Source organism: Deinococcus pimensis DSM 21231 (assembly GCF_000519345.1).
Taxonomy (GTDB): domain Bacteria; phylum Deinococcota; class Deinococci; order Deinococcales; family Deinococcaceae; genus Deinococcus_A; species Deinococcus_A pimensis.
The window spans coordinates 113,837-140,484 of sequence record NZ_KI912654.1 but is presented as its reverse complement, the minus strand read 5'-3'; the positions used below and the strand labels follow the sequence as shown (position 1 = coordinate 140,484).

Below are 26,648 nucleotides of genomic sequence, written 5' to 3'. Positions count from 1 at the left end.
ATGGTCTTGATGGATATATCCTGTGGAGCTGGGGGCAGGGGGTGCCTAGCGTGAAGCGGTGCCCGACCCCTCCCCTGCCAAGCAAGCGCGACGGCCACGCCCCGTCGTGGAGCTTTCCGCGCGGCTCGGACGCGTCATGCGCCGCCTGCGCGCCGAGCGGGGCTGGTCACAGGAGACCCTCGCGGACATCGCGAACCTCGACCGGACCTATGTCAGTTCGCTCGAGCGGGGCATGAACCGCGCGACCCTCGAGGTGGTCGGGGTCCTCGCGCGGGCGTTCGACCTGAGTGTGCTGCAGCTGATCGAGCAGGTGGAACAGGAACCGAAGGCGAAGCCTGCCCAGCGAGCTCCGCGCTGAGCAGGGCGAGGACAGCACCGAGTGCACGTGTAGAGCCCTGCTCCACGGACCGACAAAGCGGTGCTTCTGGGACGGCTTCCCTTCGGGGGTCAGGAGGACGTGGCTCGTCGCCCGCTTGACTCCTCACTCTCCGTTGGTAATCGGCAGGGGCGTCAGGGCGATGCGCACCGCGTACGGGCTCCCGGACGTGGCTTCCTCGCCAGAGAAGTACTTCGCGAGTACCTCCAGCAGGTCTCGCTGAAGTGCCTTGGCCCGCTCGAACGGCAACGCGTTCACCGTGAAGGCGTAGTCGAGCAGGGCAGGTTCACGAGGACCCGTCGGATTCCACGGCGCTCGACCTTCCAGCGCGTCGTACGCGTACACCGTCTCCCCTTCCCGGTAGAGCAGCAGCCCCCAGTCCGCGTCGGCCTGCTCACCGCGCATCACCGCCAGGAGCCCCGAGATCAGCACCTCCTCGTGCTGGAGGCGTGAACGCCGCAGCGCCTCTCCCAGATCCGCGAGGGGCGTCCGGGCGTACGGCACGAACACCCGCTCGGCCACGCTGGTGTAGACCTTCACCGCGCGTCCCCGGCGCGGCAGGGTGCGGGCGACGCGGAGCAGACCGAGGTCGCACATGCGACGCACCCGGTACAGCACCGCGTTCGAGGTCTCCCCGAGCTCCCGCGCGACCTCCGCGACGGTGCGTTCGTGGTTCAGGAAGGGGTAGAAGTACCTGCGCAGGGCAGGATCCACGAGAAACGCGCTCGCGCGCCCGTCCGTCACACAGAACGGCAGGTCACTCGACATGCGAGGGCGTGAAGGCGGGGACGAGCACACCAAGCGCTTCCTGAACGGCGGCGTGCCCCGCCTCTCCCGCGGCGTTGGCGACGATCACGAACGCGTGGTCGTCGTCCGGGAGGAGCAGGATCAACGCCTTGAAGGTCTCGGCGCTTCCGAGGTGCGAACTGACGCGTTTCGCCTCGTCCGGCCCGTAGCGCTGCACGCCCCAGCCAAGTCCGGCCGTCCGGTCGGCGTTGTGGCCCTCGTGCATCACTGCGTACATCTCGACGGGCAGCAGTCCCTTGTGTCCGCGCAGACCGCGCAGGTGATCACGCGCGAAGCGCAGGAAGTCCTGGAGGCTGAGGTGGACGTCCCCGGCAGGCGCGATGCCCGGGTGGAGGCGGTACCCGTCGCTGGGGTCGTGCGGCTGCCAGTGCCCGTCCTGCCAGCGGTGCCCCCAGGGTTCTTTGTCCGGGTGGACCTCGGCGGGCCAGCCGATCCCGCCGCTGCTCATACCGAGGGGTCGGAAGACGCGGTCTTGCAGCAGTGTCTCCCAGGGCCGCCCGGTGAAGCGTTCGGCGAGCGCGGCGGCGACGCCGAATCCGGCGTTGGAGTACAGGTATTCGCCGAGCGGCGCGGCGGGCGCGAGGGTGAGGACCCACGCGGCGAATGCGTCACGTTGCATTTGGGGCGTTGCCCCGGTGGGCGCGTCCTGGAAGTCCTCGTCCTGGGTGAAGGGCGGCAGTCCGGAGGTGTGGGTGAGCAGATGGGTGAGGGTCACCTCCCGGTACGCGTCGTGCACGTGCTCGAACACGTCGCTCACCTTGGTGTCCCATGTGAGGACCTGGGGCACGAGGGTGCCAAGCAGCGTGGCGGTGAGGGGTTTGGTGCACGAGCCGAGATGTAGTCGGTCGTGCACGGTCAGGGGTTCCGCGCGGCCAGCATGACGGTGGCCGCTCGAACCGATCAGCACGGGTCCGTCAAGGGGGGTGACGCCCCAGGCGAGGCCGGGGACGCCATGCTGAGCGCGGAGGAGGTCGAGTCGGCGGGTCAGGTCCGCCTGGTCGGGCGGGAAGGGTGCGGCGGTCATGCTTCAGCTTGCGCCTCGGTCAAGCTGAATGGCGAGGTGACGATTCAGGTAGCGGCAGGACGGCTCGAGGTAAAAGTCCTCCTCGAGTGGTCCTACGCACGTCGAGACGTCCTCGGGCCACTTGCGGTACTGTGCGGTTGGGGGGTCACCCCCGGCGGCAAAGGCCACTGGTCTCCTTTCCAAAACAAACGTGAGGGCAGGGCGGCGTCCAAAGACGCCGCCCTGCCCTGTACTGTCATTCCGTGTTCGAACGATCGAGGTTACTCGTCCTGGTCATTTTCGTGCGGGTTTTTGAGAAGGTCACTGAAATTAATGGTGCAAATATCTACTAGGTGCAGAGGATCATCTTTTAGAACATCTACAGACATATCTTCCAATAGGAAGAATCTGCTGCAAGATCAGCTCGCTAACAGAACTGGAGCTTCAGCAGGCACATCATGCAGCGCGCTGATCCCACCAGCTGGCCTACCGCAACTTCGGTGGGACGGCCTTGCTTCGTAACTACCGTACGTTTGCCTGCTTCTCGAGGAATCACCCGGTGAGAGTTTTACCGAGCAGTTGTGGCGGAGACTCGGGCAATCTGACGACCTCGGATCTCAGGGACTGTAAATAATTTGAAAAGCGGAGAGAAAGCGCTTACTGTAAAACAAAGTGCAGATTTGTGACGGCCGGGAGCACACTCCCGGCCGTCTTTCTTTGCACCCAGCTTGAGGAGGGCTCGTGTAGTCAACCTGTTCGTCCCTTGGCCGAAGCCCACTCGCGTGAGGAGATCCATTGTGAGCGACTGGAAGTTAGTGTCCTACCAAGAGGCGGAGGAGCTTGTCGGGGTGTCCGCCCGAACACTGAAACGCATGGTGCAGCGGGGAGAGCTGACTGAGTACACCTTCGGCCGCTCCAAACGCCTGAGCCTCAAAGAGTTGCTGACCCCTCGAAGTCCCACAGGAGATGAGCATCAAAACTGACTAACCGATGGCCATGACGCGTCGAGCGTCCCAGTCGAGGTTCAGCACAGTTTTAAGCCCTCTCAGCAACAATGCACGCCGCTGCTGTCCACGCGTGTCCAATAGAGTCCACTGCCTCGTCGTCGGACTCGTTGGGCACGCTCTCTTTGTCCACTCCTGGCTTTCCCAGACAGGATGCTGTCACAAAGACAAAGCTGTTTAAGTGCGCGTAACTGCTTGATTTCTTTGTGAAGTTGAGCATAGATGACGACGCAACCCCCAGGAGGAATGACATGCCCAAAATACGTACAATCGAGGCCTTACCGGAATCCCTACACCACCTCTTTGAAGCCTGGAAGCAACAGGTCCGCGCGGACGGTAAGACCCGAGCGGACGGTCAACCCGCCACCAACGGCGACCGTTCATCCTCCGACCTGTCCAACTACGAGCGGGCCCTCAAAGACTTCGCGCTCGGCGCGTCCGGCAGCGACCACCTCCACACCGCGCACCTCACGCTCCTCGCCCTTGAAGAAGACCGCATTCTCGACGCGGTTATTCGGGGGGCCACCCAGCGCCGAGGAACCAAGCCGTCCCCCCACCTCGAGAGCAGCCTACGCTCCTGGATGCGGCGGGTCCTGATCGACATGGCACCCAGGCTAAATCACACCACCCTACGGCCCGTTCCTGGAGGGTACCTGTGGAAGCCGTACCGAACGACGCTCGCGCCCTTCTCCATGACGCAATGGCCAGAAGGCCTCAAACGTGAGTTTGCCAAGATGGAAGCCGCGTACGCTGATCCCTTCTACGTCGGTCCTGGACACGAGGATCTTCAGCGCCACCAACTGCGTCCACAGACGCTGGAAGGCTACCGACGCTGCCTGAACCGCGTCGTCGAGTACGCCCTCACCGTCGAGCACCTGCAGGACCTGTCCTTGCTCGACCTGGTGAACTACGACCGTGCCTTACGGGTCCGCAGCTGGTACCTCAGCCGCAAAGCGCACGGCGGATACGGCCTGTTCCTGATGCTCTGCATGGCCCTCGCAGCCGTCGCGCGTTACCTCGAGATCACCGGACAGCTTCGCAGTGGCCATGATCCCTTCTCGCGCGCGTCCTCCGCCCCCTGGACGCGCTTTTACCGACTCGCACGAGACACCCGTCAGCTTGGCCACCGAAACGGCAAGATCAGCAAGCTTCCCGACTTGCCGCCGCTGCCCCCCAAAGAAATGGAGGCGCTCGCGCTCACCCTCGCCAAGACACCTCCTCGGCGTTTCAACGGTCGCCCAAATCCTCACCAACTCCACCGCCGCCAGCAAGCCGCGACGTTTTACGGCCTGGCTTCCGGCGCGCCCGTACGCATCAAGAACTGGTGCGACATGCAGTGGGGCCGTAACCTCTACGCCGACGCGGACGGCGCGTGGTGGGTGTACTTCCGCCCGGAAGAGCTCAAGAACGGCACGACCGGGCGAGAGCCCCGCGAGTACCGCATCAAGCTGCCGCCCGTGAAAGCCCAATGGATCCACAGGTGGCGAGATCACTTGCGCGCCACGATCGGCCCGGACTTCGAACACGTGTGTCCCTACGTCTTCCCGGGCCGCGAGCGGAAGCTGGACCAAAACGGCCAACCAACCTGGGGACGCTGCCGCGAAGACAGCTTTTACCGCCTCATCCGTGACAGCTGTCTCGAAATTCGAGGGCACGCGTACCGACCCCACGCCATTCGGAGTGACGTCACCGAACACATCGTCGGCCGACAGGGGGCGTCGATGCGCAGCGTGCTGCAAGCGGCCGCCTTGCTCGGCGATTCCGAGCAGACCGTGCTCCGGATCTACAACAAGCCTGACGTCCAACGTCTCCTCGACGAGGACTACTTCTCCGAGCTCGCCAAGGACACCGAAGGGGACGCGTGAGCACGCAGGTCCTGCTCGCCCCATCCACTGAGGTGACCCCGCTTGATCCGGCGTGACCGTTCAAGCGCAGGAGACCTGTCCCCTGACACTTCCCCGCTCTCCGTCAGCCCAGCGCGCCACCTGATCTCCAGGTGGCGCGTCCTCGTGTCCCCCTTCCCAAGCGCGCCCTGTGCGCCCTCAGGTCTCAACGTTCAGGAGTGTCCCATGGCCATCCCAGCACCGTTCCCGTTCCTTCCTCGTCCGACACCTCTCAGCTGCCGAAGGAGGCCCGCATGACCGCTCAGCGCAAACCCCGACGCCCCAACGGCGCAGGCTCCGAACCCCGCAAGCTCAACAGCGGCCACTACAACTGGCGCTTCACCGCAGGCTGGGACAGCAACAACAAACAGATCAGCATCAGCGGCACCGAACGCACCAAACGCGACGCCTACCACGCCATGGCGATCGCCATGGCTGACTTTCAACGCGGGCATCTCGCCACCCCCAAAGCCCTCACCCTCGAACCCTGGATCCGTCACTGGCTCACCACTGCTCAACCCCGCCTCGCCCCCAAGACCCACGCGAACTACACCCACCTCGCCCAGCGGCACCTCTACCCCAGCCTGGGCTGCACCCGCCTGCAGGCCCTCAAACCCAGTGACATCCGCGTGTTCTACGCGACGCTTGTCGAGCAGGGCTACTCCCGCAGCGTCCTGCGGCAACTCCGCGCGCTGCTCCGCGGCTCCCTCCGCGACGCTCTCCTCGACGAGATCATTCCCCGCAACGTCGCCGACCTCGTCCCCCTCCCGGTCGCCAAAGCCGAACGTGAAGGCCGCGCCCTCACCCCTGTCGAGACCCGCACTTTCCTCGCGCAGGCCCACACGCACCGCCTCGGTGTCCTCTTCGAAGTCAGCGTCACCACCGGACTTCGACGCGGCGAGATCTGCGCCCTCAGATGGGAGTTCGTGGACCTCGACCGCGGCGTTCTCAAGGTCCGCGAGAACCTCCCCGTGATCGGGGGACGCGCCACCCTCGGCTCCCCCAAGACCAACGCGAGTCTTCGTGACGTGCCCCTCGCCTCTGAGACGGTCGCGCTGCTGAAGCAGCACCGGGCGCAGCAAGACCAGGAATACCTCGACGGTGGCTGGCTCGCCCCACCCGAGTACGTGTTCACCCGCCCGGACGGCACGCGACTCAACCCCGAGTACATCACCCGCCTCACTCGCAGGATCGCGAAGGCTGCCGGGCTGGGAAAGGTTCGCCTGCACGACCTGAGACACACCAACACCAGCCTGCTCCTCCGCGGCGGTGTCCCCGTCGAGGTGGTCTCGCGGCAGCTCGGGCACGCCCGAGTCGGGTTCACCCTCGATCGGTACCGCCATGTGTATGAGGACGAACATCACACGCACGCCAAAGGTCTGACCGAACTCCTCACCGCGCCCAGCCAGACCCACTGAGGTTCTTATGCCTGATCATCACGACGACCGTAGCTACGGCTCCCTCTTCGACGAACACGCCAACCCCGACCAGTCCATGTACTCCCAAAAAGCTCCTGCGGACAACGCACCAAACCCGCTCCGATCACCCAGGCTGTACTGCATCCACCCGGACACCCAGGAACGGTTGTACCTTCCCCCTTCGTACATCGTCGACCCCGTTGATGGAGACCTAGTCTCGATGCACTCGGCGATGCCCAAAAGTATCTACCGTGGACGGCTGTACGTGTCAGCCCTCGGCCGGAACCTCGCGAGCGGTGAGCAGTACCTCGAGGTGACCTTCGAAGATCACCGCGGCGCACACCGCGTCCACGCGTCCCGTCTGGCCCTGGCCCGCAGCCGCGGCGTCCTCGAGCTGCTTGCAACGCGTGGCGCGCCCGTTCACGGCAGCAACGCCGCCAAGATCGCGCAGTACCTCGTGGAGTTCGCCACGCACAACGCGGAGCGGTTACACGAACGGCTGATCAGCGACCGGATGGGTCTGGTGGATGGAACCGTCCTGATCACCCCTCACGGCAGTGTCGGCGCGGACGTGACGTTCACCGGGAAGCGGTTTGAGCGCTTCGCCCTTGGACAGGACGAAGGGGCGTACGAGCGGTTGCTGCGTCAAGCGGCCACCTGGTCCGGCGCGGTCATTTTCTGGTGGACGCTGGGGTTGACGCTCGCCTCCCCGCTGCTCCGACGCGTCAAGCCCCGACGGTATCCTGTGTCGTACATCGCGGGGGACTCCGGCGTCGGGAAAAGCACCGTCACGTTCTTCGCGTTGGGTGCGTGGGCCACGCCAGGAGAGCAGCCGTTCACGCAACAAGCGACGGACACCACCCAGGCGGGTTTCGTGCAGACCCTCGAGCTGCTGGGCGGTCTCCCGCATCTGATTGACGAGGCGCACACCGCGAAGGACCCTGAGCTGTTGGAACGCGTGGTGTACCTGTTCGCCAACGGGCAGTCGTACGCGCGTGGACACGCGTCCAGCGGCATGATCGGAGGAAATCCGCTGGGTGGGGCGGTCATCATGGTAGGGGAAGCGCGCCCGGCGTTTGTGCATGCAGGAAGCCATAACCGTTTGCTGCTACTCAACGCGGATGAGCACCCTCCGCTGGGACGTGACGCGGGCAAAGGCACCGAGGAAGGGCAGCGGCGCGCCCGTCTCCTGGAGGACGCCTGGGAGTGCGGTGTCGGTCACCTGGGGCCCAAGGTCGCGGAGGTCGCGTTGCGGGACTGGGTGGGCTTTGAGGACCGCGTCAAAACGTTACGCGCGCAGGACGACCTGCGGGACCTGCGCGACTGGGGGCACGCGGTGGCGGTGGTGCAGGCCACGCTGGAGGTGCTGTTCGAGCAGGTTCTGCATCTGACGCCGCCCGAGGACGTCCTGACGTTACCCGCGCAGCTCGCGCGGATGCTGTGGGCGCAACGGAAGGACAGCAACCCAGCCGCGACCGCGTTCGACCTGGTCCGGCTGATGCTGCTGCAGGGGGAACGGCGACGAAAGCATCAGGGGGGCCAAGTGCAGCTGCACGTGCAGGGAGAGTTCGCCGGGTGGCGTACACAGACGCACTGGAACGTACTTTCGACCGCGCCTGTGTTCCTTCGGCGGGTCGGTGCAGACGCCGTGCAACTCCACGGGCAGCGGTGGGTGGAGCGCGGCTGGGTGGAGCCGGACAAGGAAGGAAAGGCAACGCGGTCGGTGTACAACGCGGAACGTCAGATGTCGTCGCGGGCGCTGGTCATTCCCCGAGAAGTGATCGAGGACGACTTCAACAGCGATGCAGACTGGAATGAGGTGTGACGGACACGTGTGAGCTAAAGCCGCGTGCCACACGCGTAATCTTTGTCTCTCACCTCACACCCGCGGGCAGGACCGCTTACACGCCGAACTCCACCGGGAGGTCCAAGGGATCCGCGAGCCGTAACCCCAGGTACGCCCGCGCCATGAGGGTGCCCTCCTCGAAACCCGCGGTGAGCAGGACGGCGCGGTCGTCGATGTACCCGCGCTCCTCCGCTTGGCGGACGAGTGGCGCGTCCTGGGTTGCGGGGCCGAATAGACCCCCGCTCGGGATGACCCACACCCCACACCAGTCGATGCGGCCACCGTAAGCGAGGCCGAGCGCTTCACTCGCGCCCAGCAGATGCGCCGCGTTCACGGTGAGCTGCTCTGGGCGGAACGGGACGCTGGGCAGCGCGGCGTTCATGGCGAGGGTGACCTTGAGGGTGTCGTCACGTGTGCAGCCGAACAGCAAGCCCGTTCGGGATGGCGCGTGGAGGGCCGCCTGTCGACGTAGGTAGGTCGTGACGTGGCGGGTGAGGACGACCCGCTCGAGCTGCTCACTGTGTGTCGGTCGGGCTTCGGGGAGGATGCCGAGGAGTTGCTGGAAGGCGCGCATGTCCTGTGACGTTGCCATCGTCCGGCGCGTGACAGGTGTGAGGTGAAAGGCTTCGCCTACGCCTGCGGACGCGCGTAGGACGCGAACTGGCTATCGCGTGCAGTCAGAGCGAACATCACTCCTGCCCAGCTTGAGCTGGACGGGCAGAAGGAGTGACATGATGAAACGACGCGAGAATGGTGCGGGCTGCGTCAAGCGGCTGCCGAGCGGCAGTTACCGCTGGCAGATCACCGTGGGGTTCGATGAGCACGGCAGGCAGATTTTGAGGAGCGGGACGGAGAAGACCCGGCGGGACGCGGAGCGGGAGCGGACACGGGCAGTGGCGGATCACAGCCGGGGGTTGCTGACCCTGCCGAGTGTGGTGCGGCTTTCGGAGTGGTTGCCGCGGTGGTTGGAGCTCAAGCGGCCAAGTCTCGCACCGAAGACCTTCGCGAATTACGCGTACGTGATTCACCGTCATCTGCTGCCGTTGTTGGGGTCGCGACGGGTGCAGGACCTCAAGCCGAGTGAGGTGCGGGGGGCGTACGTGAAGTTGACGGACCGGGGGTACTCGCGGTCGCTGTTGCATCAGACGCGAGTGATCCTCCGGCAGGCGCTTCAGGAAGCGGTGCTGGATGAGCTGGTGACGCGGAACGTCGCGGAGGTGGCGCGGCTGCCGAGCTTCCGGCGGGGAAAGACCGCGCGGGCCCTGGACGCGGAGGAAGTGGAGCTGTTCCTGCGGGCTGCGAGGGCGCATCGACTGGGGGAGTTATTCGCGTTTGTGATTGCGACGGGGTTGCGGCGTGGGGAGGTGTGCGCGCTCAAGTGGGCGCACGTGGACCTTGACGGGGAGCTGCTGCGGGTGCGGGAGAACGTGACGGTCGTGAACGGAAAGGCGGTGCTGGGTGAGCCGAAGACGGAGTCGGGGGTGCGGGATTTGCATCTCGCGGCGGAGACGGTGGCGCTGCTGCGCTCGCTGCCCACGTGTGGGGTTGGGGAGTACGTGTTCACGAACGTGGAGGGGCAGCGGCTGTACCCGGATTCGTTGACGAAGCTGGCGGGAAAGATCGCGCGTCAGGCAGGGCTGGGGAACGTGAGGTTTCATGACCTGCGGCATACGTATGCGAGCTTGATGCTCAGCAAGGGCGTTCCGATGGAGGTGGTGAGCGAGAAGCTCGGGCATTCCCGGCCGAGTACGACGGCGGACATCTACCGTCATGTGTTCGTGGAGGAGCATGAGCAGCACACGTTCGCACTCTCGGACCTGCTGACACCCAACCCGCTCAAAATCAGGAGCGCGGCGACCAGGGACGAGCACGACCAGCCGGACGAACCCGCAGCGTAAGACGCCCTCGAGTTGTCAGTACACTCCGTCACTCGTTGCCTGTGCAGCCTGACCTTGAGGTCGGGCTGTAGGCGTTACGGGGCAGGTCCTCGGGCTCCTCTAGACTGCGGTGGATGTCCGAATGGTTCGAGCGACTGCTGGCAGCGTGGCTGGGGCAAGGCGCTGACGCCTGGTTCTTGAGGAAACAGCACAGGTGCCTTGCGGCACTCTGGTTCGCCTGGCGACCGGAGGTGTTGGTATGAGCCTGCTGATGCGGCAGGCGAACGTCGCCATCACGTGGGACTTCAGGGACCGACTCCAGGAACGCTATCCTCGCGTGTTCGAGGAGCCGAGGTTCGCACGTCTCCTGCAGGAGATGCTCTTCCCGGTGTGGCGTGATGACCTGACGCGTCACGCGGTCCTGAGTCGTGAAGTCCTGGCGCAGCTGGAGTACCCCGATCAACCCTTGCGGGACGCGTACGTGGCGCAGCGGTTCCTGGACGACTTTCTGGAACATTCGGGTGTGAACGCGGAGTTCACGGAGGCGAATTGGCTGGCTGGACGAGCCCGGACGGGGGTGGTGAAGATGCCCATCGACCTGGACGTCGCGATGACGATCGAGATGGAAAAGGAGATCTCGCAGGCGTACAGCCTCGTGGACTTCGTGACCGGACGGAAGGTCCCGAAGAAGCAGGGCGACGTGTACGCCAGGGCGAGCCGTGACGCGAGGCAGGCGTACGAGCCGGAGCCCGGGCCTAACGCCTCCTGGATCCGGCTGCTGAACTGCACGCCGCCGCACGTGTTTCGTCAGTTCGAGGCCTACCTGAGTCAGGCGCAGGACGTGGCGCTCACGATCCAGCGGGCGGAGCGGCAGGGCGCGAACCTGCGCACGTTGCACGTCCTGCGGCTTTTGGGGCTGGTGCCGACGTATCAGTCCGTGGCGCGCACGCCGCGCATCTACACGTACGGCCAGAGCATGGCGCACCTGTCGTCGAACGTGCGGGCGGTGCTGCTGACGGGGTGCGAACACCTTGATCTGGCGGCGGCGCAGCTCGCGATCATCGGAAAGTTGTGGACCCTCCCGACGGTCAATGAGCTGCTGGCGCAGTCGCTGGAGGACGGGACGTCCGTCTGGCAGCCTCTGCTGGACCTGGTGGGGCTCGAGGCGAAGGACAAGGGGATGTTCAAACGTCTGGTGTACTCGACGGCGTTTGGCATGAGCCGAACGCGATTACGACGGGAAGCGCCGGAGTGGTTCGGGGCGGAGCGGGTGGAGCGGGTGTTCGCGTCACCGTTGGTGCAGGAGTTGCTGGACGGACGGGATCGGCGCGCGATGCGGCTGCGGTCGGAGGGCGGGATCGTGGACGCCTTTGGGGGTCGGCATCTGCTGGCGGAGCGGCGTGTGGCGAGGAACAAGTCGCCTGTGAGTTCGCTCCTGGCGCATGAGGCGCAGTCGTACGAGCTTCAGCTGATGGCTCCGGCCCTGGACCTAACGGGACGGGAGGCGGAGTTCCGCATGGTGTTGTGGCTGCATGACGGGTGTTACGTGCGGATCACGCAGCCGGAGCGGGTCGAGCGGTACGTTGGACGCGTGCAGGCAGCGGTGGACAGGCGCGCGAGGCAACTGGGGTTCGCGACGAAGCTGGAGCGCGAGACGTTGATGTAGCGCGGGCAGGAGCGGAGAGCCAAGGGACCAACAAGGTAGGGAGACGCGACAGCGGGAAGAAGAGCGATCGAGACGAAGGGGAATCGGAAGAGACGAGGGGGAAGGTGGGCCTGGGGGGACCGGGAGGGGCGGGAGACCGCCGGACATCCATCATTGATGCCGCGTCGAAAAAGACGAAACGCTGTCCTGGCGCCGTAATTTCTCCTTCGAGAACGGGAGAAACTTACCCATTCTCGTCCTGCACACTATTTTCGCGACGCATCACATAGAACGAGTGGCCGCGGCGACCCCAGTGTTCCTTACCGCTCCGCTCGTGATGCCCGATTGGCTCGCGCTGCTCTGAACGGGGTGAAGCGAAGGGGGTCGGTGTAGTCCAGTCCTTTTCCATGTTGACGTGGCCCAGGCGTACTCCAGGACTGCTGCGCCCCAGCCTGCACCTGCGGGCACCATCGCAGGATGCTCACGTTCGCCTAACGGCCGTCGATGTTGAGGAGCGTGTCCGGATGCAGGGCGCTCGCGAGCGCGATGACTTCCTTCTCAGCGGACGCGACGGACCCCATCATGCCGCTCGGACCACGACTGTTCTCGTACCAGGGCAGCAGTAGCATGCTCACAGGCGCGCGCAGCACCGGCGGATCGACCGAAGCGAACAGCGCGTCCGCCCAGCGTTCGTACTTTTTTGACGGCGGGCGGTACGCCGTGAAATGGAACAGGGCGTGACTGAGGTCACCGACGTGGTAGTCGGTGTTATAGCCCCAGCGGGCGAAGAAGCCGTGGTTGCTGCGGAGGTTCCGTAGGTTCGCGCTGATCTGCTGCGTCTTGCCACGCTTCTCGGCCTTCCCGACATACAGCGGAATGAACGCGTTGCGTGTCCCGTGGCCCATCAGGTAAAGGAGGCCGTGCCAGCAGTCGTCCTGAAGGCCGCGTTCGACGAGGTCGATCATGGCCTCTTCAAATTGAGGAGAGCGGGTGAGGATATGCCGCTCCTGCGTTTTCCCCCGTTGGTGCGTGCGGACGGTGAGGCCGTCCGTGTCGAACAGCCCTGTGAAGCGCGCTTCGGGGAAGCTGTCGAGCCAGGCTTGCAGGTTGGTCATCGTCCTTGCCCTTCGTGGTTGAGGAGCCGCTCCTGAAATGCGTCCGCGGCGAGCCCGATCAGCTGGTACTCGACCGCGCCGATCGTGGTAGGAAAGTCCGGGATGGGTGGGAACTGCACCTGCGTCTGCCCGACGAGGGTGAGGTGCAGGTCGGAGCGAGCGGTGAGGGTGCCTTCCTGCAGGAGCCGCCGCTGCCAGCGGGCATAACTGCCGGTCCCTCTCAGCAGGTTCTTGAGATGACTGGTCCAGCGGGTGACGGGCGTGGTGCTCTTGCCGATATAGGCAGGGATGATCTGTCCTTCCCGGTGTTCGGTGAGGAGGTACACGTATTCGCGGTCCGGCTGGCTCTCCACGAGGGCCGTGAGGCCCTTCAGAACGGCCCGCTCGTTTAGCGTCTGCTCTGTGGACGCGAGAAGGAGGCGGCGCTCGGCATGGTGACTGAGCCAGGTCTGGAACAGGACGCGTTTCCTCTGGGCGTCGCCTTCGGAGGTCATGCCGCTCATTCTGCCAGTCGGGTTCCCATCGCCCTGGCACATATGTCGGGGCGCTTACCCTCGGTTGGCGTGAGCGGAACGACTTCACACCCCAAGTGAACAGGACGACCACGACTCTGAAGCGCCCTTCACCGGGAGACGCGGACGCTCACGCCGCCCACCCCAACAATGAAATCGCCACAAGGACGGGGAACACCCCTGGGCAGAAGACCTGACGAACCTCACGTTCCACAGACGCCGCGCCACCCGCCCGCCGAACGGGCGGTGGTGCCTGCTGGAACGAGCGCACAGACCGCCGGGCACACCCGGACCTGATACCCCTTGGTGCCCGGACGTGAAGACCGCCCCGAACCTACCCCCACGCCCTACCCGGGAGGACCCATGACCCGACCTCGCCCCCTGCAAGGCCGCCGCGTCGCCGTGCTCGCCACGGACGGCTTCGAACTCGTCGAGCTCACCGTGCCCGTCGCGGCCCTTCGCGCGGCCGGCGCGACCGTACACATCGTCTCGCTTCGCGCGGGCCGCATTCGCGGGATGAACCTGCACGAACCCGCCGCGCGGGTCCGCGTCGACCGCCTCCTGGGCGACGTCACCCCCGAGGAGTACGACGCGCTGCTCATCCCCGGCGGGTTCATCAATCCGGATCTGCTGCGTCAATCGGAGGCGGCTCGACTGTTCGTCCGTGCCTTCGACGAGACGCGAAAGCCCATCGCGACGCTCTGCCACGGCCCCTGGCTGCTCGCCTCGGCGGGCGTAACTCCGGGGCGGGTGCTCACCTCATGGCCTGGGATCCGCGACGACCTCGTGCACGCTGGAGCGACCTGGCTCGACGAGGACGTCGTGTACGACGGCAACTGGGTGTCCAGCCGTGGCCCGCAGGATCTCACGGCGTTCACCCGCGCGACGCTCACGCACTTCGGGGACGCACCGACCGAGCTGAGGGCGCGGTCCGCCCTCACGCTGTCCGCGCCGCAGCGCTCGGAGCCGCCCGCGGCAGCGATCAGCGCGATGAAGTGGACGCCCCTGCCCGCCCTGCGGGGCGCGCTGGAACTCGGGGTGCTTTCGGCAGCCGCGTGGACGCTGCTGCGAAACGTGGGCAAGGAGGCGCGGCACCCTTGATGATCAGGGCCGTAGGAACGGCCAGGAACGGCGCGAAGCTGCTGTCAGAGTTAACACCTTCGAGGCTGGAGCGGCCTCCGGTAAACGCCTCGGCAGCGCGGGCTGGGGGACGCGTGGCCCTTGAGGAACGAGGCGTGCCCCTCGAATGACGTCGTCCAGCCGTCCCGATCACGCTCGTTGAGCCCTCAGCGCCTTTGCCTTGAGGCAAAGGCGCTCGATCGGCGCAGTGTATCCGAGCAACTCCTACAGGACAGATGGAAGATGTCGAGGGGCAGGTCAGCGGCTGAGGCTCACTCTCGCCGCGTGTGCGTATCGATCCAGGTCTGCTGCGCGCCAAGCCCGGGGAGGTGCGCGAGGGGCGTTTCGACCGGGTAACCAAGCGCTTCGAGCTGCGGAACGAGGAACTCCCGGTACCGCCTACCTGCGAGCAGCAGGACAGTCTGGCCTGCCTGGAGGTGCGGGCGAAGGTCACGCATCACCTCGTCCGCCCAGACACGGCGACGCTGCACGGGCAGCTCGTTGAGGGTCAGCTCGTACGGGTCGAGCCACATTCCGGGATCGACGAGGCCATACTTGGCGGAGAGGATGAACCAGGGCAGGTCGTGGGAGCGCACGTAGGTGTGTGCCTTCTGAAACCAGGCGGAGATGTACAGCTCCTGCGCCGCCGCGGGAACGGAGCGCTTGCTCTTCACGCACGAGACCAGCACGAGCGGAGGCGTACTGCTGAACGTGAGTGCTGGCGTGGGCACTGGCCGGGTAGGGAGACGCGCTTCCCGTACAGGCCTCGCTGCACTGTCTTCGACGTCTCGTGCCGTTCCGGTGGCCGCTGCTCCTTCGAGGAGTTGGAACAGCCCACGACCGACGGAGACGAAGACCTCCTTCCCCACCCCGCCGGGCGCGCCGCCCTTGAGGTTGACGGTCATGCCCTGGATCATCGGGTTGAGCGAACTCTCGCCCCGGTCCGGGAAGTGGGCCTGCACGGCAGCAATGAGGTCCTGCCGGGTGAAGGGGGTTCGGCCCGCACGGGTGAGTTCCTCCGCGCAGTCTTTGAGGACCATCCAGTTGGGGGGCTCTTCTTGCATTTCCTGACCTCCTGGTGCAAACAGAACATACGGCATATGCCAGTTTCGCAGCTCGGTTCTGGCCAGCAAGGCGCAACCATGCCCGTTCACCTCAAGTATGTTGCGCTGTGTGGTCATGAAACAAAACTGACTGTTTATGATGCAGCCGAGGAGAACAGTATGACTGGTGGGAACGTCAACGCCAAATTTCAACAGCTGTCGGCTGTCCAACGCGCACTGGTCGAGCAGGTGAGGATCATCGCTGAGGAGTACGGTCAGCCGTACGGGTACGCTTGGGCGCCTCGAAGCGACTACCTTGGCTTCGGCCCCTCTTCCCACGAAGGCAACTCCAGACCAGTCCTCGTCAGCCTCAAACCTAAATCCAGGGATGACCGCGTTCTGCTGCGGATCCAACCAATTCATGATCGGGGCGGAGACCGCTTCTACAGCATGCGGGAGCTCGATCCACCCACCACGCTCGCTGTATCCCAAACGGATGATGCCTCCAAGTGCATTGATACGGTTCGCTTGAAGTCGAATATGGATTTCGACAGCGTAACGCGGATGCTACTGCGGGCCCTGCAGCTCAGTACGCATCACACGGTGCGTATCGGATGACAGAACACAAGCACACGGTGGGCTTGCACCCCCGAGGGGGAGCGCCCGCGGTTGTCAGTTCACCCGCATAACGAGCGGCTACGTCGTGTAGGCCAATGATAGCGGCTCACGAAGAGCCGCTACCCTTGCACGTTGTGCCGCGAAGAACTCACCGATGCACAATGGGCTGACCTCTCACCACTGCTCCCCGCTCTCAACGGACGTGGCCGTCCCTACCTGGACCACCGACCCATCGTCAGCGGCATCCTCTGGGCCATCCGCACGGGCGCTCCCTGGCGCGACGTGCCCGAACGGTTCGGCAAGTGGACCACCATCTACAGCCGCTTTCGCCGCTGGACCGCGCAAGGCGTCTGGCAGCGCGTGTTCACTCGCGTGCTCGAACTTGCTGACCGTGCTGGGCAGCTCGACTGGTCCACGCACTTCGTGGACGGCACCGTCGTTCGCGCGCACCTCTGTGCCGCCGGTGCCCGAGGTGGACAGCAGCACGAAGCGCTGGGACGCTCCCGTGGTGGCTTCGGGACGAAGATCCATCTGCGCGCCGAAGGGCACGGCCGACCCTTCGCGTTCGTGCCCAGTGGTGGCGAGCGCCACGAGGCGGCCTTCTTCGATGAGCTGATGTGTACGGGTGCAGTCAAGCGCGGCGGGCGAGGACGACCCAAGATCCGGCCAGTGCAGGTGGTGGGCGACAAGGGCTACTCGTACCACCGCATCCAACGTGACCTACGCCGTCGTGGAATACGTGTGGTCGTTCCGCGCCGCACCAACCAACCCTCACGTGCGACCTTCGACGCGGTGACGTATCGGGAGCGCAACCGGGTCGAGCGGCTTGTGGGACGGATGAAACGCTGGCAGCGCGTGGCGACGCGGTACGAGAAGCGCGCGAGTCACTTCGCGGCGGTCGTGACGGTCGTGGCCGTACTGGAGTGGTTGCCGTTGTGGCTGACGGAAGCTACTCGAAGGTGATGCGGGTGTCGGGAGCGTCATGCGCGAGGTCCTTGAGCAGGGCCAGGAACCGACCCTGACGCAAGGCTTCGAGCGAGGCGGTCCCGACGAAGCGGACCTCGTTCGCGACTGGAGCACCCGGCCCGCCCCATAAGGAATCAGCGAAGGCATCGAGGTTACGGCCAAAGCCGGGATGGGGTGAGTTCACGTCGCGCACGTACGCTTCCCAGAACTCGTCTTCGGAGGTCACGCCCGAACAGTCCACGATGATGACCTTGAAGTTCACCTGATCAGTGTTCCACGTGGGCAGACACAGTTGGCACCACTGTGCCGTCCCTTGGCCGACACGACCTAAGCACCTCAGAAGTGACAGGTCGGCGGGAAGCGTGAGCAGTTATGCTGAGCCGCAATGACGGACCCTCAGGCGCTTCTCGCGTCGATTCTGCGGCACGACGCGAAGCTCAGCACGTACAAGATCGCGCTCGTACGTGCGCTGGGTGACGTGCGTCTGTCGTACCTCGACGTACGGGGTGAGGAGGGCGTGGCGGTCCCGCTACGACTGCTCGCAGAGTTCTGGTTGGCGTACTACTGGCCGTTCATGGATGACGTGCAGCCCGTGTGGCAGGGCCCACGGACCTTCTGTGATGGCGTGTGGCGCAACGACGTGTCCTTCCGCCCGGCCCTGACGCAGCTGCGGAACCTTTGGCGAGAACTGTACGGACCGGACACCTCCGCGGACGGCTTCACCGTCATCCACGAGATGCGCACCCCAAGACGCCGCGCCTCCTACCCTTCAGTTCTGCGCGAGGCGTATGGGCGTGCCATCACGGCGCTCTCGGACGCGCTGCGTCAACCCATCCGGTACGCCGGACCGGGGCTGCACACGGTGTTCCCCAAGCCTGCCGCCGCGTCGGTGCTGGGCGTTCCGGCGCTGCCCGGAACCTCGCCACGCGAGGCGTGCCTGCTGGTCACGCCCGACCTGTGGGACACGCTGGCGCGCATGTCCCTGTGGGTGGAGGCGTTGTGCGTGTACGAGTGGAGCGCCTTCGCCCTACGGCTCGATCAGGACCGCAGTGAGATCTCCACGTTACTCACCACCCGACCGGACAACCGCCGCCCACTTAGCTGGGAACGCAACCAGGTGGAGTTGCTGATGCTCGAAGGGCACATCTTCACCTGTCCGTGGACGCACCGTCCCCTCTCGAGCGAGGCGTACGATCTGGATCACGTGCTGCCTGTCAGCGTATACCCCATCAACGAGTTGTGGAACCTCGTGCCGAGCGACCGCACCTTCAATCAGCACAAGAAACGTGACCGCCTCCCGGGTCTTCAGGCGTTCGAACGCGCCATGGGCGCACTGAGCGGCACGTACGCCGCGTACCACGCTTCCCCTCAACTCTCGCAGGTGTTGTCGGAAGACGTCTCGCTGCGCTTCGGCCAGCCGTCACCTCAGCCGACGGCCCTCGCGCTCGCCGTGTCGCACTTCGTCAGCGCCGTCGCGGACGCGCGAAACCTCGCGCGCTTTTAGGACACTGGTTGAGATGAAGACCTATGACAAGCTCGTCCGCGACCGCATTCCCGAGATCATCGAAGCGTCCGGCAAGACCGCCGATGTCGAGGTGATGGAGGGCGAGGTGTTCCTGCGGGCGCTGCTCGACAAGCTCGTCGAGGAAGCCCGGGAGGCGCGCGACGCGTCACCGCAGGAACGGGCGACGGAACTCGCGGATCTCCTGGAAGTCATCGAGGCCGTCATGCGCGCCGAAGGGCTGAGCGAGCCGCAGGTGCGTGCCGTGCAGCGTGAGCGGCGGGAGGCGCGCGGCGGGTTCGAGCGTCGCCTGCGGCTCCTGAGCGTGAGGGACTGAAGGCACGAAAAAAGCGGCCTTTCGGCCGCTGATAAGGACAAGATAGCGTCGTATGCAGTATGCGTCAAGCCATCCGGGGCGTTCCTCAGCGTTCGCAGGCGACGCCGTCCCCGTCCCGGTCGAGGGCCGCTCGGTACCCCGGCTCCCCAGTCCGGATGTTCACTGCGCCCGCGGCGCGCGCTTCGGTGCAGTTGCGGTAGAACCCGCTGCTTTCTGAGCTTGCGGGGACAGTGGGCGTAGCAGGTTGAGGCGCGGTCGGTGTGGTCGTCCGGCGCGTCCCGAGCCCCCGCTCACCACTCACGGTGTACGACCCGTCTGGCTTTACGGTGATCGTGACCGTCCCGTTGAGGTCCGTGCGGAACACGTTCGCATTCACCCCTTCGTACAACGCGAGCGCCTCGCTGGACGGGTGCCCGTAGTTGTTCTTCCCCACCCCGATCACCACGGTCTGCGGCCGGACGAGTTGCAGGAACGAGCGGGTGTCGTTGTGCTTGCTGCCGTGATGCAGCGCCTTGTACACCTGCACGCCACTCAGCTGCGGTCCGAACGTCCGCGCCCACCCGGCCGTCTCGGCAGGTTCGGCGTCCCCACCAAAGAACGCTTTGAACTTCCCGTACGTCAGGAGCACCCCGACGCTGTTGGCGTTCTGGTTGTTCTTGGGCACCCCAGCAGGTGCGGGCAGCACCTGTAGCTTGACCTGCGTTCCAAGGTTAATGGTGCGGTTGCTCGCGAGGATACCCTGACTTCCGGCAGCCTTGAACGCCGCGAGGACCCGCGCGTACGTCTGCGTGCTTTTCGCGAGCCCATTATTAAGCAGCACCTTCGGTTTAAAGCTTGGCGCGACGAACTCGAAGCCGCCGATGTGGTCCGCGTCGCCCTGGCTCATCACGGCGAGGTCGAGCTGCTTGACGCCGTACCGGTTGAGCAGATCCGCCGCCGTTCGGCCTCGTCCGGCGTCGTACAGCATGCTTTTCCCATCGGGGGTGGTGACCAGGACCGCGTCTCCCTGACCGACGTCGAGAAAGCGGATCGTGAGGTCCGCGGCGGACGCGGTGGAGGTGACGAGCAGCAGCGGGAGCAGGATGCGGGTGATGGTCATAAGTCGAGGTCGCCTCCGTCATCTTGAGCGTTGAGGGTGTCGAGCGCCTGTTGATTCTTCGATTGGGCGCGCTTCGTGGCGGTCCGGTCAATCTTGAAACTAACGAGGCCGTCACCAGGAGCGTGAACTCGCAGGTGGTCCCCTTCGTTCGCGTCTTTAGGGAGCCAGGCGCGTGGAAGGTCCAGGAGGCGTTCGCCCCACTCGACCCGAGCGAGGTCATCCTCAAGGTGGTCGATCACGATGAAGTCGGGCATGTGGTCCTCCGTGGGCGCAGCGTAACACTGAGCGCCTGACCGCACCTGAGCAGATGTCTGATGCGTCACGAACGAGGTCATGCCGCAGTGCGCAGGTTTGATCGTGCGGGCTTCGTTCGTGCGCTACCTTGGCGAGATAACCGCATGGCTGATTTCATCGTCACAGAAACGTACGGGCAAGCCGGGGAAGCCGCCGAAGGGCAGGTCTTTGACGCGGTCAAAGCGGCGTTCGCTCGGCGGGACGCGCTGGGCTTCTGGCGGTATCCCCTCACCACCCGCGACAGCGCCAAGGAACCCGACATCCTCATCGCCGACCCTGAGTACGGGCTCGTGGTGATCGAAGTCAAGAACCTCCCCATCACCGACATCGCTGGCATCGCGGGCTACCGATGGGACTTGCGGCGGCCGTACTTTGGGAAGTCGTTTATCAACCCGTACGAGCAGGCGCGACGGCAGGTGCAGCTCCTGATTGACCTCACGGCCCGCCGCTCTGAACTCGCGCGGGTGCCCGCGCGTGCCCTCGTGGCGCTACCGCAGGTGACGCGTGAGCAGTGGGAAGCGGCGGGCTTTGACGGGCTGCTGCAGGAAACGCCGCTGCTGCTCGGCGATGAACTCACGTCCGCGCGGGTGCTGCGCGCGATCGAACGCGCGCCTCTTATTCGGTACGGCAACCCTCTCGACGAGGGGCAGTGGCGGGCGCTGCGCAGCGCGCTGGGTACGAGCGGTTCCCTTCCCGGACGTGCAGAGCCTGTGCCGCTCCCCTCGCGTCCACTCCTCGGAAGGCACGGCACGCCCGTCCCCGCGGCTCCTGCCCGGAAGATCGACCTGCTGCGGCAGGCGCAGACGGCCATGAAGGACTTCGACCTGCAGCAGGAACTGATCGCCAAGACCATCCCACCCGGCCCGCAACGCATCCGCGGTATTGCCGGGAGCGGCAAGACGGTGCTGCTCGCTCAGAAGGCCGCGAACATGCACCTCAAGCACCCCGAGTGGGACATCGCCCTCGTGTTCTTCTGCCGCTCCCTGTACGACCAGATCTGCCGTCAGGTGGACCACTGGCTGCGACACGCCAGCGGCGGGGAGAGGACCCTGCAGGGCGCGCGGCATAAGTTGCGGATTCTGCACGCGTGGGGTGCAAAGGAGCAGCCGGGCTTCTACCGGACGCTTGCGCAGCATGTCGGGGTACCGCCGCTGCATGTAGGGAACACCCCGGACGGCTCACCGGGGTACAAGCTGCTGTACGCCTGTAAGGCCTTGATCTCGGACGCCGAGCGGCTCGGGCGGTCCCTGCAGGTGTTCGACGCGGTCCTGATCGACGAGGGGCAGGACCTCGTGCATGAGGATGAGACGCTGCGTCACGAGGACAAGCAGGCGTTCTACTGGCTGGCGCACGAGAGCCTCAAACCTGTTCCTAGGGACGTCCCGCTGTTTTCTGAGGCGACGCCTGCGCCTGAGCTGCGCCGCCTGATCTGGGCGTATGACGAAGCGCAAAGTCTCGACACGCTCGCCATTCCCACGGCGCGTGCCCTGTTCGGCGAGAAGCTGGCCAAGGCGCTCAATCAAGGCGTGACGTATCGTGGGGGGATCAAGAAGAGCGAAGTGATGCACCGCTGTTACCGCACACCCGGCCCGATCCTGCTCGCCGCGCACGCTCTTGGGATGGGGCTGCTGCGCGAGCAGGGGATGCTGGCAGGGCTGACGCAGCAGGAGCACTGGCAGAAGATCGGGTATGAAGTGACGGGCGCCTTCCGAGCGGGTCAAGAGATCACCCTACGTCGTCCCCCCGAGCACTCCCCCAATCCCCTCACTACCCTGCCAAGCGAACCCCTGGTAACCTTCCACTCGCATAGATCACGTGACGTGGAACTCGGGACGCTCGTCGAAGCGATCAAGCGCAATCTGGGCGAGGACGGTCTGGTCGCAAGCCGCCACATCCTCGTGGTGGTGCTCGGCGGGCACCCGGACGCGAAGATGCTTCAAGCGCGTGTGTTCGGCGCCCTCCGGCACGCAGGACTCGACGCGTACATTCCAGGGAACCGCGACATCAACGTGCTGCACCAGCCGTACCCCAACAACGACCCGAACGGCTTCTGGCGTGACGGTGCGGTCACCGTCTCCCCGGTCATGCAGGCCAAGGGGAACGAAGCGGACGTCGTGTACGTCGTTGGTCTTGATCACATCGCCAAGGCTGAGGATGACCTGCGGCTCCGCAATCAGCTGTTCGTGGCGCTGTCCCGCAGTCGCGGCTGGGCGCACCTGAGTGGGGTTGGGATGGAGGGCACCGGGCTGGCAGGTGAGGTGCGGCGTGTCCTCGACGCGGGGAACGTCCTGACCTTCCGATTCCAGCCGCCCAAACGCCACCTGGACGACGGGGAGTAACGAGCCGCGCAGGAGCCGCGTTGAAGCCAGTCACAGCTTCAACGCGGCTCCTGCGTTGGGAGGCCTCGTGGGTTACCCGAAGGCCGTAAAGCCGTCCCGCTCCAAGTCCTGCAGCATCCGGGCAACACGAGCAGCGGTGGTTGGGGCGGTCACCCCGGTGTCCAACCAACGTTGAAGCTGCGCTGTGGTCGCTTCAGCTTCCGAGCGGCCGTTGAGGATCTCACTGCGAAGTTGTTGCAGCGCCCCTTCGGGTGCCTGAGGTTGCTTCGCCCACGCGGCGACCTTCACGAGGGGCACCCAGAGCTTGTCCCGCCCGCCGTTGAACTTCGGGAGGACTTTCATGGCGACGGCAGCGTCAAGCGCACCCACTTCAGAGGTGAGCATGTGGTTCGTGCCGGCAAGCGCGGTGAACATGGCGATCTCGTCGAACACGCGGTACCCGAAGTGCAGCTGGTGAGGGCTCAACTGCAGATTGAGCTGCTGCAACGCCTCTCGAAGCAGTGGACTGCGGTGCACCTCGTCTGCCACGACGGACTTCTCAATGCGGGCGAAGCGACCTGAGCGCGTGAAGGTCCGCGTGAGCTGCGCACCGTCGATCGCGCTGGTGGTCGATGGCCGAAGGCTGGTGGGGTAGTGACTGAAGTCGACGCTGGTGAACTCCAACGAGAACGCTCGGTCCAGCACTTTGGGGCTGAAGGCATGCGTGGTTTCGTCGAGGTTGACGGTGCCGATCAGGTACAGGTTCGGTGGGAGGGAAATCTGCCGGCGGAGGCGAGCGTCTTCCGCGTCCCAAGGGAGGTCGAGCTGCAGGCGCTCCATGGTGAGGCCCTGCTCGTCCCGCCCGGACTCCATGACGCTGAGCACCTCGGCAAAGTAATGCTCGACGTGGGCGAGGTTCATTTCGTCAAGAATGACGAACCAAGGTAGCGCGGTTGCGCCGTTCTGCTCGTAGTCGTGTAGGGCGTCGAGGACGAATCTCAGGAACGTCGGTTGGACGTACGTGCGGGTGAGGGGATTGTAGTAGCCGAGCAAGCTTTTGCTGTCGCGCCAGTCCGGCTTCACCGACAAGAACAGACTGCGCGTGGAGGTGACCATGGGAGGTGCGTCCGACTCGATCTGGACCTGAAGGGGTTCGTTCTCGTGGTGTGGTTGTGGGAGGAGCCAGTACCGGTCGCCCTCGCGGAACTCGGCTCGAAAGGCGTTGAGCACCTCACCCATGAGGATGAGCTCGACCTGCTCGCCTGGACGGGTCCAGACCAAGCGGCACTCGCTGCTCATGTCGCGCAGCGTGACGACCACCGTTGGTAAGGCGCGGTCGGGCTGCACGTCGAACTTGGCCCATGCAGCTTTGGGAATCGTGAGGGAGTGCGCTCCTCCAAGCGCTGTGGGAGTTACGACCCGCAGAAGCTCAGTCGGCAAGGACGGGGGCGGCGTGACCGGCCGGAGCATCTCCGCGAATGCTTGAGCGATTTTGCTTTTTCCTGTTCCGCTGATCCCACTGATGATCACAAAACCCTTGGTTTGCAGGGCCGTGAAGAACGTCTCGATTTGCTCGTCCGTGTACGTCAAGCCACGCCGATTGAACTCCTGCTGGAGCGCTTCGGTCAGGCTTGTTTGAACTTGGATAGGCAGCGATGGGGTGTCACCGAGCTCAACGTGCCGCGTGTAGGCCGCAAGCAATGCCCGAAGATCGGCTTGGAGGTCCGCTTCGGTGGGGAGCGCGGCGTGATCGTAGTACTTGTGGGCGATCACGGACGCTTCGTAGTCCGCGCCGTACGTGGTGGAGTGCAACTGCACGTCCGGGGTGTACGAGAAGCCTTGAGTGGGAAGATCACCCAGGTGCGCTTGAATGCGGGCAGCGCGTTCTCGCATGATCCGGCGTGCTTCGGGGCCACCGTGTTGCTCGACCAGCTCGGTCACGCCTTGAGCGAGGGTGAGGTAGACGCCGCTCATGTCCCCACGGAAGAGGTACACGACGTACACTCCGGTCTTGGTGGTGCTGGTGAGGCGTTGGTCGAGCACCGCGAGCCAAGGCACTTGCGCCCAGTTGCCTTTGCCGTACGACCACTTCACCACCTTGGGCGGCTGGACCCCCATCTGCTCTTTGAGCAGGGTTTGTACGGCGTTGGCTCGGCGGACGAAGGGCGCGAGGCCTTCTTGACCGAAGGCCCCCTTGGTGGCGTACTGCGCCAGGGTGTACTGCAGGTAGTCACGAAGGGGGGTGGGTGGCGAGGTGAACAAGGTCATGGTTCTCCAAGGTGAGGGGGCATGGCGAAGGCTCCGACGCCCGGGCGATCTCCCCGGAGGATGTCGATCAGTGTGGGGGGAGGTCGGGTGGCGGGGGCTGTGTCGTAGAACCGCGAGGTGGAGCCGGGGTACACGATGACCGCGGCGACCAGTTGGAGGGCGTCTCGGTAGGCGTGCATCTTGTACAGGTCATCCGCCTTGAAGGTGGTGCCTCTCGGATTGACCCCCTCGGACTCCAGGGCAGTCACGCCTTCAAAACGGAATTTCGCGTCGACCGCGACGGTGGGTCGGCCACCTTGGTACCAGAGGTAGTCCGGGCGGAGGGGTAAGGCGTAGGACGGTGGTTGGTCGTTGTACACGAGCGTTCCGTGTCCTTCGAAGTGCGCGCTGGTGCCGTAGCCGAGGCCCTCGGTGGGGCTGTGCCGAAGTCGCAGTTCGGGGGTGACGTTGAGGGCGGTGTGGAGTTGGTGGACCAGCTGGTAGAAGCTCCACATTTCGTACAGCTGAGCGATGTTCCGTACGTCGATGGCGTCTTGGGCGTGGTCGAGCATGGGGTGACGTGCTCGGCGGAATTCTTGCCAGAGACGGTATAGCGTGTTGTACCCTTCGCAGCGCATCAGCACCCGTGACTGCTGCGGCAGGACTTGTTGCGCTCGTACCCCTTCTCGGACCAGGAAGTTCGATGTTTGTCGAAGGGCGGCCAGGACGTGTTGAACAGTTGCTTGACGCGCTGGGGGTAAGTCCGTCCACCAGGGTTGGTGGGTCAGCTGCCCGGCGGCCCGGGTGAGCTCCAGCAGGAACGCGAGGACAAACCGGTTCTCGGGGGTGTCGAGGGTCTGCTCACTGCGGTGCTGCTGAACCTGTTGAGGTGCGAAGCCGCGTAAGGCCCGCGCGATGGGAAGGTGCGGCGCGGGGTGCCACCGTTCAGGGTGATGCAGGACGTCGAGGAGGGTGTCCGGTCCGGCGGAGCTGACGAGCGCCAAGTCGAGCAGCTCTGAGTACTGACGTAGGGACTGGTGCGGTTGAGCGCGCACGAGGGTGCACGCCGTGGTCAGGGCTTCTCCTTGTTGGAGGAGGAAGTGTAACAAGAACAGGGGTGAGCGGATGGGCGTGGCGCGCGCGGCCCCAATGGACGTCGGGGCCGTGGGCGCGTACGGGAAAGTGGCGGAAAGCTGCGCGAGGTCTTGTGTGAGGGTGCGCAGCAACTGGAGATGCGCTGCTGGGGTGGGGTACTTCTTCGAGAGCACTTCGAGCGAAAGACCGGGGCCGACCGGACGGCCTTGGGCGTACGGTTGAAGATGGCTTCTTCCAAGGGTGTTTTCGAATCTTACTCGGAAGGTCTCAGCGCCCGGGTAGAGCGGGGGGAAGCAGTGGGGCCTGGCGTGAAGCTCTTGTGCTCCTGGAGCGTCCACCCAGTAGTCTGTCCACTCGTAGATCCAGAGTTGAGCTGGTGAGAACCGAGTGGTATCACCACCTTCAAAGGTGCCAAACGCATCCCCTCGAATGGTCAGAGCAGTTGCTTGTGCTGCATTACTCATTGGAGTGAAGCGGCGGTACTGCAGAGAGGCTTTGCAAGCCAGCGGAGACAGTTGCGGGTGC

Annotated in this window: 24 protein-coding genes; 13 read left to right on the top strand and 11 right to left on the bottom strand. The window is 65.0% G+C overall.

The features are described from left to right. Positions 1-58 precede the first annotated feature (58 nt). Entirely contained in the window at positions 59-358 is a 300-nt protein-coding gene (locus tag DEIPI_RS0115515) for a helix-turn-helix domain-containing protein (protein WP_342667518.1), read from the top strand. 123 nt (positions 359-481) lie between these two features. On the opposite strand, the gene DEIPI_RS0115510 is transcribed toward DEIPI_RS0115515, so the two are convergent. Then, positions 482-1,144 carry an ArsR/SmtB family transcription factor gene (locus DEIPI_RS0115510; protein WP_157463707.1) on the bottom strand — a complete coding sequence of 221 codons (663 nt, stop codon included), beginning with the start codon at positions 1,142-1,144 and terminating at the stop codon, positions 482-484. Next, complete coding sequence (locus DEIPI_RS0115505; RefSeq protein WP_027482379.1) at positions 1,134-2,207, bottom strand: serine hydrolase domain-containing protein; 1,074 nt, start codon at positions 2,205-2,207, stop codon at positions 1,134-1,136. Before DEIPI_RS0115505 ends, DEIPI_RS0115510 begins: the two co-directional genes overlap by 11 nt. Positions 2,208-2,983: 776 nt before the next feature. Between DEIPI_RS0115505 and DEIPI_RS37925 the strand changes: the two genes are divergently transcribed. The 4 genes from DEIPI_RS37925 (at position 2,984) to DEIPI_RS0115490 (ending at position 8,316) form a co-directional block, all read left to right on the top strand. Then, positions 2,984-3,169: a helix-turn-helix domain-containing protein gene (locus DEIPI_RS37925; RefSeq protein WP_157463706.1), complete on the top strand. Its 186-nt coding sequence runs from the start codon at positions 2,984-2,986 to the stop codon at positions 3,167-3,169. 272 nt (positions 3,170-3,441) lie between these two features. Next, the gene (locus tag DEIPI_RS0115500; RefSeq protein WP_157463705.1) at positions 3,442-5,055 is read left to right on the top strand and encodes a hypothetical protein; all 1,614 of its coding nucleotides are present in this window, start codon (positions 3,442-3,444) and stop codon (positions 5,053-5,055) included. Positions 5,056-5,327: 272 nt separating this feature from the next. Continuing rightward, positions 5,328-6,491, top strand: coding sequence for a tyrosine-type recombinase/integrase (locus tag DEIPI_RS0115495; RefSeq protein WP_027482377.1), 1,164 nt, complete (start codon positions 5,328-5,330; stop codon positions 6,489-6,491). 7 nt (positions 6,492-6,498) lie between these two features. Continuing rightward, a complete protein-coding gene (locus DEIPI_RS0115490; RefSeq protein ID WP_084474362.1) occupies positions 6,499-8,316 on the top strand; it encodes a DUF927 domain-containing protein in 1,818 nt (605 codons plus the stop codon). Positions 8,317-8,392: 76 nt separating this feature from the next. On the opposite strand, the gene DEIPI_RS0115485 is transcribed toward DEIPI_RS0115490, so the two are convergent. Continuing rightward, complete coding sequence (locus DEIPI_RS0115485) at positions 8,393-8,929, bottom strand: hypothetical protein (protein WP_157463704.1); 537 nt, start codon at positions 8,927-8,929, stop codon at positions 8,393-8,395. Between the two features lie 139 nt (positions 8,930-9,068). Between DEIPI_RS0115485 and DEIPI_RS0115480 the strand changes: the two genes are divergently transcribed. After that, positions 9,069-10,235, top strand: a complete 1,167-nt coding sequence (locus DEIPI_RS0115480; protein ID WP_027482374.1) for a tyrosine-type recombinase/integrase — start codon at positions 9,069-9,071, stop codon at positions 10,233-10,235. Between the two features lie 238 nt (positions 10,236-10,473). Beyond that, complete coding sequence (locus DEIPI_RS0115475) at positions 10,474-11,880, top strand: hypothetical protein (protein WP_027482373.1); 1,407 nt, start codon at positions 10,474-10,476, stop codon at positions 11,878-11,880. Positions 11,881-12,350: 470 nt separating this feature from the next. On the opposite strand, the gene DEIPI_RS0115470 is transcribed toward DEIPI_RS0115475, so the two are convergent. Beyond that, entirely contained in the window at positions 12,351-12,974 is a 624-nt protein-coding gene (locus tag DEIPI_RS0115470) for a hypothetical protein (protein ID WP_027482372.1), read from the bottom strand. Continuing rightward, a complete protein-coding gene (locus tag DEIPI_RS0115465) occupies positions 12,971-13,468 on the bottom strand; it encodes a GIY-YIG nuclease family protein (RefSeq protein ID WP_027482371.1) in 498 nt (165 codons plus the stop codon). Before DEIPI_RS0115465 ends, DEIPI_RS0115470 begins: the two co-directional genes overlap by 4 nt. 381 nt (positions 13,469-13,849) lie before the next feature. Between DEIPI_RS0115465 and DEIPI_RS0115460 the strand changes: the two genes are divergently transcribed. Then, complete coding sequence (locus tag DEIPI_RS0115460; RefSeq protein WP_027482370.1) at positions 13,850-14,587, top strand: type 1 glutamine amidotransferase domain-containing protein; 738 nt, start codon at positions 13,850-13,852, stop codon at positions 14,585-14,587. Between the two features lie 290 nt (positions 14,588-14,877). On the opposite strand, the gene DEIPI_RS35650 is transcribed toward DEIPI_RS0115460, so the two are convergent. Then, a complete protein-coding gene (locus DEIPI_RS35650; RefSeq protein WP_052351762.1) occupies positions 14,878-15,669 on the bottom strand; it encodes a DUF6884 domain-containing protein in 792 nt (263 codons plus the stop codon). Between DEIPI_RS35650 and DEIPI_RS0115450 the strand changes: the two genes are divergently transcribed. Both DEIPI_RS0115450 and DEIPI_RS0115445 read left to right on the top strand, forming a co-directional pair. Next, positions 15,664-16,266, top strand: a complete 603-nt coding sequence (locus tag DEIPI_RS0115450; protein WP_169737128.1) for a hypothetical protein — start codon at positions 15,664-15,666, stop codon at positions 16,264-16,266. The two genes, DEIPI_RS35650 and DEIPI_RS0115450, sit on opposite strands and share 6 nt — an antisense overlap. A 132-nt stretch (positions 16,267-16,398) precedes the next feature. Continuing rightward, on the top strand, positions 16,399-17,229 hold the full coding sequence (locus DEIPI_RS0115445) for an IS5 family transposase (RefSeq protein WP_027482367.1): 831 nt from the start codon (positions 16,399-16,401) through the stop codon (positions 17,227-17,229). Here DEIPI_RS0115445 and DEIPI_RS31580 read toward each other — a convergent pair. Continuing rightward, on the bottom strand, positions 17,216-17,494 hold the full coding sequence (locus DEIPI_RS31580; RefSeq protein ID WP_045234437.1) for a barstar family protein: 279 nt from the start codon (positions 17,492-17,494) through the stop codon (positions 17,216-17,218). The genes DEIPI_RS0115445 and DEIPI_RS31580 overlap by 14 nt on opposite strands. 123 nt (positions 17,495-17,617) lie before the next feature. On the opposite strand from DEIPI_RS31580, the gene DEIPI_RS0115435 reads away from it, so the two are divergent. Together DEIPI_RS0115435 and DEIPI_RS0115430 are read left to right on the top strand one after the other, a co-directional pair. Continuing rightward, entirely contained in the window at positions 17,618-18,736 is a 1,119-nt protein-coding gene (locus tag DEIPI_RS0115435) for an HNH endonuclease domain-containing protein (protein ID WP_027482366.1), read from the top strand. Positions 18,737-18,749: 13 nt separating this feature from the next. Next, positions 18,750-19,070, top strand: coding sequence for a nucleoside triphosphate pyrophosphohydrolase (locus DEIPI_RS0115430; RefSeq protein WP_027482365.1), 321 nt, complete (start codon positions 18,750-18,752; stop codon positions 19,068-19,070). An 85-nt stretch (positions 19,071-19,155) separates the two neighbouring features. On the opposite strand, the gene DEIPI_RS0115425 is transcribed toward DEIPI_RS0115430, so the two are convergent. Continuing rightward, the gene (locus DEIPI_RS0115425; protein WP_045234436.1) at positions 19,156-20,169 is read right to left on the bottom strand and encodes an excalibur calcium-binding domain-containing protein; all 1,014 of its coding nucleotides are present in this window, start codon (positions 20,167-20,169) and stop codon (positions 19,156-19,158) included. Beyond that, a complete protein-coding gene (locus tag DEIPI_RS31575; protein ID WP_045234435.1) occupies positions 20,166-20,423 on the bottom strand; it encodes a DUF3006 domain-containing protein in 258 nt (85 codons plus the stop codon). Before DEIPI_RS31575 ends, DEIPI_RS0115425 begins: the two co-directional genes overlap by 4 nt. A 144-nt stretch (positions 20,424-20,567) precedes the next feature. Here DEIPI_RS31575 and DEIPI_RS0115415 point away from each other — a divergent pair, with 144 nt between their 5' ends. After that, positions 20,568-22,802, top strand: a complete 2,235-nt coding sequence (locus DEIPI_RS0115415; protein ID WP_027482363.1) for a DEAD/DEAH box helicase — start codon at positions 20,568-20,570, stop codon at positions 22,800-22,802. A 72-nt stretch (positions 22,803-22,874) separates the two neighbouring features. On the opposite strand, the gene DEIPI_RS35645 is transcribed toward DEIPI_RS0115415, so the two are convergent. Both DEIPI_RS35645 and DEIPI_RS0115405 read right to left on the bottom strand, forming a co-directional pair. Beyond that, on the bottom strand, positions 22,875-25,049 hold the full coding sequence (locus DEIPI_RS35645; protein ID WP_027482362.1) for an MrcB family domain-containing protein: 2,175 nt from the start codon (positions 25,047-25,049) through the stop codon (positions 22,875-22,877). Then, positions 25,046-26,587, bottom strand: coding sequence for a DUF2357 domain-containing protein (locus DEIPI_RS0115405; protein WP_084474357.1), 1,542 nt, complete (start codon positions 26,585-26,587; stop codon positions 25,046-25,048). Before DEIPI_RS0115405 ends, DEIPI_RS35645 begins: the two co-directional genes overlap by 4 nt. Positions 26,588-26,648 lie beyond the last annotated feature (61 nt).